This is a genomic window from Alcanivorax sp. HI0083 (assembly GCF_001635175.1).
In genome coordinates this window covers 1-11,343 of record NZ_LWFX01000936.1, presented here as the reverse complement: position 1 = coordinate 11,343, position 11,343 = coordinate 1, and the positions used below count along the sequence as shown (strand labels likewise).

Here is an 11,343-nt window from a genome sequence, read left to right as displayed (position 1 = left end):
CCAAAGGGGTGATAAGAAACCGCCGGTACACGGGCACAGCTCGACAGGAAATAGCACCGCTGTGTAGGAGTTCCCTTCCAGGGGACGAACCAAGCGCCAGCGCGGAGCTCACCCAAAGGGGTGGTAAGAAACCGCCGGTACACGGGCACAGCTCGACAGGAAATAGCACCGCTGTGTAGGAGTTCCCTTCCAGGGGACGAACCGAGCGACAGCGCGGAGATCACCCAAAGGGGTGGTAAGAAACCGCCGTTACATGGGCAAAGCTCGACAAGAAACAGCACGGCTGTGTAGGAGTTCCCTTCCAGGGGACGAACCAAGCGACAGCGCGAAGATCACCCAAAGGGGTGGTAAGAACCGCCGGTACACGGGCACAGCTCGACAGGAAATAGCGCCACTGTAGGAGTTCCCTTCCAGGGGACGAACCAAGCGCCAGCGCGGAGCTCACCCAAAGGGGTGGTGAGAAACCGCCGGTACACGGGCACAGCTCGACAGGAAACAGCACCGCTGTGTAGGAGTTCCCTTCCAGGGGACGAACCAAGCGCCAGCGCGGAGATCGCCCAAAGGGGTGATAAGCAACAAGTGGCCCTTCCAGCGCGAAATGAAGGGTCGGTAGCCGGCGTTTACTCGCCAAGGCTCGAATTCGTCCCCTGGAAGGGAACTCCTACAAGGGGCCCCGAAAAAACGCCCAACAGAAAAACAGACAGCAGAGCAATAAAACATGGCAGAAAACGCAACAAACACAGCACGGCAGCCACAGTCGTCGTCCAGCATGGCTGACGAAATTGATCTGCAACGGCTCTGGGGCCTATTGGTCGACCATCGCTGGTTGATTATCGGCACCACCTTGATTGCGTTGTCACTGGGGGTGGCTTACGGCCTGCTGGCCACGCCCATCTACAAAGCCGATGCCTTGCTGCAAGTGGAAGACAAGCAGGGTGGCGTGCCCGGCTTTTCCGAACTGAACGAACTGTTCACCGAAGAATCCTCTGCCGATGCGGAGATCCAGATCATCCGTTCGCGGATGGTGCTGGGAGAAATCATCGACCAGTTGCAGCTGGATATTAAGGTCGAGCCTGACCGCTTTCCTTTAATTGGCAGCATCGGTGCGCCAGATCCTGCCCCTGAGTTCGCACCTCAACCTCTGTTTGCAGGTTACCGAGACAGCGAAACCTTTGTCACCATTAAAACCTTCCAGGTACCGGAAAACCTGGAAGGCAAAGCCTTCACGCTGATTGAAGAAAATGGCCAGCCCGTACTGTATCTCGACGATCAGAAAGTGGGCAGCGCTCCACTGGGCACCGCAATTACCAGTGAAGACAAGCGCATTGTGCTGGAGCTAGGCGAATGGCAATACGGCGAAGAGCCGCTAACGCTGGTGCATCAAGCTCGCGCTAAAGCGGTCAACCTGTTGCGTGGTCGCCTTTCCGTTAGCGAGCAAGGTAAATCCACCGGCATTATTGCCATGTCCATCACCGGCCCCAGCAAGGCACGTATTCGCGCCATTCTGAATGCCATCGGCGAAACCTATTTGCTGCAAAACATTAAACGCATGTCCGCAGAAGCGGAAAATAGCTTGGACTTTCTGGACGAGCAACTTCCCGAAATTAAAGAAAAGCTGAATGGGGCAGAAGAAAAGCTCAATGCCTATCGCCTGAAAAGCGAATCCGTGGATTTGTCCCTGGAAACCCAGTCGGTACTGGAGCGGTTGGTGGCCATTGAGGGAAAAATCAATGAGCTGAAAATCAAGGAAAGCGAAATTTCTGCCCGCTTTACTCGTGAGCACCCGGCCTATCGCACCCTGATTCAACAGCGTGGCTCTCTCAACCAGGAAAAAGAACAGCTCAACAGTCAAATCAAAGCATTACCGGAAACCCAGCAGGAAGTCCTGCGCCTCATGCGCGATGTGGAAGTAAATCAGGAAATCTACGTGGGCCTGCTCAACAAGGTGCAGGAGCTGCGTATCATGAAAGCGGGCACGGTGGGTAGTGTTCGCATTATCGATAAGGCACTGGTACAGCCTGAGCCAGTTAAACCCAAGAAGCCGTTGGTTGCCATCCTGGCAGCTATGTTGGGTGGTATGGGGGCCGTTGGCTATGTGTTAGTTAAAGCTGCCTTCAATCGCGGCATCGAAAGCCCTGAACAACTGGAAGAGCAGGGCATCTCTGTTTATGCCTCCATTCCCTTGTCTGAGCATCAGCAGAAAGTAGATAGACTGGAGGCACTGAAGCGTCGGCGCCACAAAAAGAACAAAGAACCCATACCGTTGCTTGCGTTATCCGACCCCAACGATCTGGCAATCGAAGCCTTACGCAGCCTTCGAACCAGTCTTCACTTCGCCATGATGGAAGCCAGCAACAAGGTGCTCATGGTATCCGGCCCTAGCCCAGGGGTGGGCAAGTCCTTCGTCACCGCCAACTTGGCGGCAGTATTAGCACAAACTGGGCAAAATGTAGTGGTGATTGATGCCGATATGCGTAAAGGGCACATGCACCGTTTCTTTGATAACCGTAATGATGAGGGGTTGTCAGACTATCTCTCAGGCCAGAAAGAGCAGGAAGCCGTCATCCAAGCGACCAAAATGGAAAATCTCGCCTTTATCCCTCGGGGCCAGGTGCCACCGAATCCTTCAGAGCTGCTCATGCATAACCGCTTCAAGTCGCTTATGGAGTCCCTGAGCGTGCAGTATGACATTGTGCTTGTAGATACCCCCCCCATTCTGGCAGTCACAGATGCTGCCATTGTTGGTCAGTTGGCAGGTAGCAGTCTTATCGTCACCCGTTTTGGAGTGAACTCAGTCAAAGAAGTGGATGTTACCCTGACTCGCTTTGCGCAGAATAATGTAGAAATTAAAGGGGCGATTCTTAACTGTATGGAGCGTAGAAAAAGTAATGAATATGGTTACTACGAGTACAAATACTCTGAATAATTAACATGACTTTTTCTAAGGTTTGGCGCCGATGAAGATTAACTCTATATGGCTCTGGTTTTTTTGTGCACTAACTTTGAGCTTGGTTTTTTCATTGGTCGGAGCTGATAATCTTGCAATTATTTCATTTTTCTTCGGCGTCTTTGCTATAACAAAAATATCAAGCGAGAGGAATTTGTTTCACTTGATGTGGCTTCTAGGGCTATATGTTTTTGTCTGCTGCCCTCTTGTTATATTTATTGTTGTGGGTTACGAGTTTGTTATTGAGCCTGCAATCATTGTGTTGCTCCTCTCAGCATTTGCTATAGGCGCCACAGGAAAACGTGATTTTAGTAGTTTAGGGGAAAGAAAAAGTGATGTTTTTCTGCTTTGGTTTGCTTTATTTTGCGTGATTACTATTTTGCTTGGTCTGGCATTTGGGAAATCGGCATATTTTTTCCTCTATCCAGGTTTGGTTGTGGCATTTTCATTTTCTCTCCGTGGAGTTTCGCTGTACAAAGGTACGGCGGCACTTGTAATGCTGGCCTGTGTTTTTCTTAGTTACTGTTTTTTTGTGTGGGGAGGATTCGGTAGGCTTGTGATTGCATCGTGGATGTTGGTTCCTTTGCTGATATATATATTTAGTTACGATCTTTATTTTAATAAGTGGCTTTTCTTGGTTTCAGCAGCAGTGGCTAGCTTGTTTATGTCGATGCTACGATTCTCAGGGGCTGATGCATCAAATATTTTGCACTATGTGATGAAGGATTCGACAACATCTCCATATAGATTGGTTGATCAGATCGTTAATGAATACNCAGGTATGGGGGCGGCTCTTGGGCTGCAAGGTGTGATCGATCAATTTGTTTTGTTTTTTGCTGGTGCCTTCCCGAGAAATTTATGGGAAAGCAAGCCGCTTGGCTTTGGTTTTCTGTATACGGTAGACAATCTTTCGGTGAGTCTTATCGACGCGGGCCACTCCGTTGCGGCTCTTTTTGTCGGTGAGCATATATACTATGTTGGCTTTTCTGGGGGTGTCTTATTCGCTTTTCTGGCAACATTTTTAGTGTGTGCTCTCTATCGTGTGACGTATAGGCTCTCTACAGTCTCGCATATTCTTTCGATACCAGTTGCGATGTACGTTACCTCATTTTTCTGGGCAGGAATCGCTACTTATTCACAGCGTTTACAACAAGGGTTGTTTTTGATTCTCGCTGCTTGGTTAGTTGTTTTCTTTCTGAAAAGGGTGCTTGGTAAATAATGTTAGAGAAGTACTTTAAATTGAAAGGCGAAGATTGCGTTTTTGTCTATCAATATGGAAAAGTTGGATCGACGTCACTTTCTCAGGCGCTTAAGTCAGGGGTCAATATGCATGATCTCTATGGGAATGTCATGTGTCCCCCCGGCTTTAAGTATCGCTATACGCTTGCTTACAAAGTGCTTTTTTTCATCGATCGTTTCATAAGGCGTTTTTTTATAAAAAGAAGCTCTGAGATTTTAATGATTGTTCCATTGAGAAGGCCAGAAGAGAGAAATGTGTCAATGTTTTTCCAGGATCTTCCTTTTTGGTATGTGAGTTATTTTTCCAAGAATCCAGGATATGCGAAAGGAGAGGGGGTGGGTATTCTTCAGGAGATTTTTTCTGAATATTTCCCTCATTACGCTTGTGATGCTTGGTTTGATAAAGAGTTTTCTCGTTTTACCGGTATTCGTCTTGAAGATATTGAATTTGATACCGAGTCGGGGCTGGGATTTTCCGAAAAAGGGAAGTTTAAATGTCTCTTTATTCATCACGATAAGGTCGATACAGATTTGGGTCGGAAGTGGATTGAGAGTGTCACTGGTCAGGATGTGGTGATTCCTAATGTCAACCGAGGCAGTGAAAAGTGGTATGCAGATGCCTATAAACAGTTTATGGCGGACGAGGATTTCATGAAGGCGTACAGGGAAAAAATGTCTTTTTCTAAGGTTAGTAGAAAATTCTACCAGGACAAGATTGATGTCAGGTAATAGTAACAGGTCTCGTTTGTTGCTGAAGTTCGAAGGGCTTTATCGGCATCTATTTATGAGATTTTTTGCGGATAGTGAAGATTCGATAAGGCTCGTTGAGTTTCCTAAGTCAGGAGGGTCATGGGTTGCTGAAATGCTATCCGATGTATGTGGAATTGATTTTCCTAGGAACACTTTTCCAGTAAAAAGGAAATCCATATTTCACGGGCATTCATTGATTAAGGGTGGCTTTGAGAGAACGGTTGTTGTGTGGCGGGATCCAAGAGATGTGATGGTGTCCTGGTATCATCATTGCATTATAGGGAATAGCCATGTGAATCCTTCATTTATAGAGCAATGCCGGAAATCTTTCGGTGTTAGCGATTATGATGATATAAAAAAAAATATGGCTGCCTTCATTAGATGGGCATTTGATACTCCGCCATCACCAGGGTTTAACTGGTCTGATTTCTTTGACGCATGGGAGAAGAATGCGGCTGAATGGGTCAGATATGAAGACCTACGCACAAACCCAGTTGAAACACTCAGCGATCTTGCCTTCAGAATTACTGGCAATAACCCTGAATTGAATGTCGTTAGAGAAGTGGTTGAGAGGCATTCTTTTAAAAACAAATCAGGCAGGAAGTATGGCCAAGAGGATAAGGGGTCTTTTTTAAGGAAAGGGGCCGTAGGGGATTGGAGGAATTATTTTGATGAAGAATGTCTGACCGAATTTGAGAAAAGGGTTGGTTCCAGAATGGAAAAGCTTGGTTACCAATGATGAATGCGACAGTAACTGTTGGTATTGATGCTTCAAATATCACGGGTGGTGGTGGGCTGAAGCATTTGGTCGAAATTTTAAAAAATGCCTCACCAGAAGAATCGGGTATTGGTCGTGTCGTTGTTTGGGGTATCCCCGGAGTATTGCCCTATTTGCCAGAAAGGCCCTGGTTGGAACTGGTTCCAATTGAATGGTTTGATAAATCTGTTTTCCATAGGCAGGTCTGGAGAAGGGTTTTCTTGCCAAAAGAAGTTGACCGCATTTGTGATGTCCTGTTTGTCCCGGGAGGGATCTCTCTAGCGGTTAATGTTCCTGATGTGGTTATGTCGCAAAACATGCAACCATTCTTGCCATCAGAGAGACGTTCGGCAGGCCTTGGTAAGGCTAGGCTTAGGGTTGAATTATTGCGTTTCCTTCAAGGTTGGTCTTTTCAGAAAGCTAGCGCTCGCCTTTTTTTGACAAACTATGCGGCTGAAACGATAGGTCAGCAATTTCCTTTTGCTGATGTTAATAATGAAATTATTCCGCATGGAATAGATCCCGATTTTTTCTGCTCTTATACTGATCGAAAATCCTGGAATAGCAATGATATAAAGATTTGCTATGTTTCAACGCTTAATACGTATAAACATCAAATTGAAGTGATTGATGCTATTTCATTGTTGGCGGAGAAGTATCCATCGTTAAATCTTTTTCTTTTTGGTTCTGAGGCGTCTAGGTACGGGGAAAAGGTTCGGAAAAAGATTGCCAGTACTAATGATGCATTCGGCAGAGAAGTTGTCTCATATTTAGGCAAGGTGAGCTTTGAGTCTTTACCGGAAGTTTATAGAAGTTCGGATATCGTTGTCTTCGCTTCATCTTGCGAGAACCTTCCAAATATACTTTTGGAGTCTATGGCGTCTTCGTCCCCTGTGGTTTGCTCTGATTTTCAGCCAATGCCATCAATTCTGAAAGATGCCGGTCTTTATTGTGATGTTGAATCGCCAGAAAGTATCGCAAATGCGATAGGCGAGTTTATTGAATCTGAGGCGCTCCGTGCTGAAAAAGGCAGAGCTGCAAGTGCTCTTGCATCTGATTATTCATGGCCAAGAGCATCAAAGTTAACTTTTGATTTTTTCGCAAGAGTCGCAAGAAATCATGAAGGATTTTTAGAGGAAAGAAGATGAATAAGGTTGTTCTTGTTACTGGCGGTACCGGATCATTCGGTAAAACAATGGTCACTAAGCTTCTTGCGGAAGGGTATCCGGAGATCCGCATTTTAAGCCGGGATGAAGCCAAGCAGGAAGAAATGCGTATTTCCTATTCGCGGCCAGAATTAAAGTTTTATATTGGTGATGTGCGTGACCGTGCTGCTGTCGATAAGGCGATGAAAGGGGTCGATCTGGTCTTCCACGCTGCGGCCCTTAAGCAGGTTCCATCCTGTGAATTCTTCCCGATGGAAGCGGTCAAGACCAATATTATCGGCAGCCAGAATGTTATTGATAGTGCCGTTGATGCCGGCGTGAAAAGTCTTGTCTGTCTTAGTACGGACAAGGCGGTAATGCCTGTTAATGCCATGGGCATGTCCAAGGCGATGATGGAAAAGGTGGCTCAGGCTTCCAGTCGCCAGCTTGGTGACAATGATACGGTCATTTCCTGTGTGCGCTATGGCAACGTGATGTGTTCGCGTGGATCCGTGATTCCTCTATTTATTAAGCAAATTAAGGAAGGTAAAACCCTGACGCTGACTGAGCCGACCATGACTCGGTTTATGTTGTCATTGAATGATGCCATTGAGCTGGTTGCTTTTGCTTTTGAAAATGCTAGTCAGGGGGACATTTTCATCAAAAAAGCCCCGGCCTGTACCGTGCAGCTTTTGGCGGAAACCCTGCTGGATATTTTTGAAGCCAGCAATGAGATTCGGGTTATTGGTTGGCGCCATGGTGAAAAACTGTATGAAACTCTGGCCAGTGCAGAGGAGCTGCTGCGTTCCGATGACATGGGCGAGTATTACCGTGTCAGCTACGACAACCGTGATCTTAACTATGCCAAGTTCTTTACCGAAGGCGATGTAGAGGAGGCTAGCACGGAAGATTACCACTCCCATAATACGTATCAGCTTTCTAAGGAAGAACTCAAGGATCTTCTTTTGACCTTGCCTGAGGTTCAGGAAGCCTTAAACGGCTAAGTCTGGAAGCCTGGTGACTACGTTCGCTGTGCAAGCATAGTGGCTATAGAGATATGGGTTGGATTAGGGAAAAGGAATTGTTATGAAAACGGTGATTACCGGCGCTGCCGGCTTGTTGGGTTGGCATTTGCAGTGTCACTTGAGTGTTCTGGACGGCTGGAAAGATACTGTTATCGCATTGGATCGCAAGGCCTTCAATGATGATGCCGTGCTTGATGCTGCGCTGGACGGTGCTGATGTTGTCGTTCACTGTGCTGGAATCAACCGAGCAGAAGATGCTGAGCTTGAACAAGGGAATATCGACTTGGCGAATCGCCTGGTTGATTCACTCACTCGAGTCAATGCCAAGCCTCACTTGCTCTATAGCAACACCATTCATAAAGAGCGCGATAACGCCTATGGCCGTGGAAAGGCGGGTGCGGGTCGTGTTTTTCAAGGGTGGGCAGAAACTGAGAATGCCCATTATTCCGATTTGGTATTGCCTCATGTCTTTGGTGAGGGCGGACGCCCTTTTTATAACTCAGCGGTATTTACTTTTTGTCAGCAGATTGTTGATGGTGAGCCTCTGTCGATCAATCCCGGTGGCATGCTGGAGCTCCTCCATGCTCAGGATATTTGTGCTCGTATAGTGGACGCGGTGGAGCGGGGCCAGAGCGGCGAAATTCGGCTGAAAGGCCAGGTTATCTCTGCGGCTGAGGTTGCTGGCAAGCTTTCAGCCATGCATGCCAGTTATGCTGCTCATGTTGTCCCCGATCTACGCGATAATTTCGATTTGCAGTTGTTCAATACCTTACGCTCCTTTTTGTACCCGGCACATTACCCCTGCGAGCTGACGCTACATACCGATAATCGGGGTTCACTATTTGAGGCCGTGAAAGCCGATAACGGGGGGCAGGCTTTTCTGTCAACCACCAAGCCGGGTATTACCCGGGGTAACCATTTTCACTTTGGCAAAGTCGAGCGATTTCTGGTGATTCGTGGTGAAGCGGTGATTCGGTTACGCCGTTTGTTTGATGGTGAAGTCAAGGAATTTAGGGTGTCCGGGGATGATCCGGTCTATATCGATATGCCAACGCTGCATACCCATAGTATTACCAATGTGGGCGATACAGAGCTGATGACGCTGTTTTGGAGTCATGAGATTTTCGATCCCGAAGCGCCAGACACGTATTTTCTGCCGGTCCTTACGGATCAGGGGAGCTGATTGATGAAAGTAATGACGATTCTGGGTACACGCCCGGAAATTATTCGCCTCGCCCGTGTGATGGCGGCACTGGATCAGGTTGTGGATCACAAGATTGTCCATACGGGCCAGAATTATGATTACGAGCTAAATGATGTCTTCTTCGAGGAACTTGGTGTTCGCAAGCCAGATCACTTCCTGAATGTGGATACTTCTTCACTAGGTCGAAGCCTGGGTGAAATTCTGATCAAGACAGAAGAGGTCTTGTTGCAGGAGAAGCCGGATGCGGTGCTGGTGCTGGGGGATACCAACAGCGCCACCGCGACGCTTATGGCAAAGCGCATGAAAATTCCGACTTACCATATGGAAGCCGGTAACCGCAGTTTCGATGCCAATGTGCCTGAAGAAATCAACCGTAAATTAGTGGATCACCTCGCCGATTTTAATCTGGTTTACACAGAGCACGCTCGGCGGCACTTGATCAGCGAAGGTCTGCCACATCGCTTTATTTACCTCACGGGCTCTCCGATGCGTGAGGTGCTTGAGCACTCTCTGCCAAGTATTCAACAATCAGACATCCTCAAGCGATTGGGGCTGGAAGAAGGCCGCTTCTTTATTGTCAGCGTCCATCGGGAAGAAAATGTGGACAGCCGAGAGAATCTGAAGAAGGTGGTTGAAGCCTTGCAGGCTCTTCACGAAGAGTTCGGGTTTCCGGTGGTGGTGTCCACGCATCCCCGCACCCGTAATCGCCTGGAGAAACTGGGCCTGGCGGATGACAGTGAGGCAATTCGCTTCCTGAAGCCGTTCGGGTTCTTTGATTATAACAAGCTGCAAATGACGGCTTTCTGTGCGATTTCAGATAGCGGTACCATCAGTGAAGAATCTTCTATCCTCGACTTCCCTGCGGTAACACTACGTCGTTCCATTGAGCGCCCAGAAGCCCTCGATACGGGTGCTATTGCGTTGACCGGGCTGGACAAAGAGGTGCTGATTGACGGTGTGCGCATCGCTACTGCTTCACGGGATGTGTTTTCTGGGACTGAGCGTGAAATCCCTGATGCTTACAAGGTACGTAATGTTTCCGAGCGCGTAGTGCGTTTGATCACCGGGACGGCCAAGCTGGCCAGTCATTGGAAAAACATGGATGAGTTCAGCCGGTATGACTGGTAGCAACAAAATGAAGCCTGATATAGCAATTGTTCATCGTTATTTTTGGCCCCAGAATTATCCGTATGCAATTATGCTTAAAGGAATTGCGGAGGGCATGTCTAAATCAGGCATGAATGTTCTGGTTTGCAGTTGCCACGAAAAGCAAACAGATCAGTTGCTTCAGCGCAAAGTGTGGGCGTCGGAGAGGGGGGTCGCCTGTAAGAGCTTGGCTATGCCCTCAGAAAGAACATTTTCTATCCCAATGAAAATATTTTCAGCTCTTTATTATGCAGTATGGGTTTTCAGTGTTGCTCTTTTTTCAGGAGCAAAAGTGATTTGGGTTGGCTCGACTCCGCCGGTGATAATGCCCCTGCTCTTGCGGTTCGCTCGTTGCTTTCGAAGATTCAAAATTGTTTATCACTGCCAAGATATCCATCCTGAGTCAATGAGTATTAATGGTAATTTAAAAAGACAGTGGGTTTATGACTCTTTGAGAAAGATTGATGCGGCGAACGTTGTAAAGTCTGATTTGGTGCTGACTCTCTCGGCTGACATGAAAGATACGATCGCCTCTAGGCCTTGTGAAGTCGATAATGTAAAAGTTATAAACAACTTTATTCTTGATGAAATACCTGTCCTGCGGGAGCCGGTTAAAAGAGCTGATGGAGCGCCATACAAGTTACTTTTTGCTGGCGGTTTGGGCCGGTTTCAGAATCTGGAGGTTTTAACCCAGTTAGCTATTGAATTGGCCAAGAAGAATTTAGCCGTTGTTACATTCATGGGCGATGGTCCAGTACGTTCAATTATGGAGCGTATGGTTAGAGAGAATGGTTTGCAGGATGAAATAACGTTTCTTGGTCATCGGCCACTTTCTGATGCTATCAAGGCCATGCAGGCAGCGGACTTCGGTCTTGTTTCTCTGACTCCTGGTGTTGATAAAGTAGCCTATCCGAGCAAAACGATTATGTATCTCGCCGCGGGACTTCCTTGTCTGGCATTCGTATCGCATTCGTCCTCTCTTGGACGAATGCTAAAAGAGAATAACTTGGGCGCGGCTTTTGATTTAGAGGATACCGTATCATTGTTTTCTCAGGTCGAAGGGTTTCTTTCTTCTTATGCTCATGAAGTTATGGGGAGGAATGAAATAATGCGGTTTGCACAAGATCGCT

8 protein-coding genes are annotated in these 11,343 nt (G+C 47.5%); all 8 read left to right on the top strand.

The genetic code is table 11. The annotated features are described in order from the left end of the window. Positions 1 to 718: 718 nt before the first annotated feature. Positions 719 to 2,926 carry a polysaccharide biosynthesis tyrosine autokinase gene (locus tag A3754_RS10365; RefSeq protein ID WP_063519615.1) on the top strand — a complete coding sequence of 736 codons (2,208 nt, stop codon included), beginning with the start codon at positions 719 to 721 and terminating at the stop codon, positions 2,924 to 2,926. Between the two features lie 1,260 nt (positions 2,927 to 4,186). After that, entirely contained in the window at positions 4,187 to 4,915 is a 729-nt protein-coding gene (locus A3754_RS10355; protein WP_197468610.1) for a putative capsular polysaccharide synthesis family protein, read from the top strand. A gap of 55 nt (positions 4,916 to 4,970) precedes the next feature. Continuing rightward, positions 4,971 to 5,675 (top strand): sulfotransferase domain-containing protein, encoded by a 705-nt coding sequence (locus A3754_RS26115; protein WP_197468609.1) that lies wholly within the window; start codon positions 4,971 to 4,973, stop codon positions 5,673 to 5,675. Then, entirely contained in the window at positions 5,672 to 6,841 is a 1,170-nt protein-coding gene (locus tag A3754_RS26110) for a glycosyltransferase (protein WP_082872409.1), read from the top strand. Before A3754_RS26115 ends, A3754_RS26110 begins: the two co-directional genes overlap by 4 nt. Next, positions 6,838 to 7,842 carry an SDR family NAD(P)-dependent oxidoreductase gene (locus tag A3754_RS10345; RefSeq protein WP_063519611.1) on the top strand — a complete coding sequence of 335 codons (1,005 nt, stop codon included), beginning with the start codon at positions 6,838 to 6,840 and terminating at the stop codon, positions 7,840 to 7,842. The genes A3754_RS26110 and A3754_RS10345 overlap by 4 nt, the downstream gene beginning before the upstream one ends. An 82-nt stretch (positions 7,843 to 7,924) precedes the next feature. After that, on the top strand, positions 7,925 to 9,046 hold the full coding sequence (locus A3754_RS10340) for an NAD-dependent epimerase/dehydratase family protein (protein ID WP_063519610.1): 1,122 nt from the start codon (positions 7,925 to 7,927) through the stop codon (positions 9,044 to 9,046). Positions 9,047 to 9,049: 3 nt separating this feature from the next. Beyond that, positions 9,050 to 10,195, top strand: coding sequence for a non-hydrolyzing UDP-N-acetylglucosamine 2-epimerase (gene wecB, locus A3754_RS10335; protein WP_197468611.1), 1,146 nt, complete (start codon positions 9,050 to 9,052; stop codon positions 10,193 to 10,195). Next, positions 10,170 to 11,343, top strand: a 1,174-nt coding sequence (locus A3754_RS10330; protein WP_156496944.1) for a glycosyltransferase family 4 protein, incomplete at its 3' end; no start/stop codon positions are given. The genes wecB and A3754_RS10330, both read left to right, overlap by 26 nt.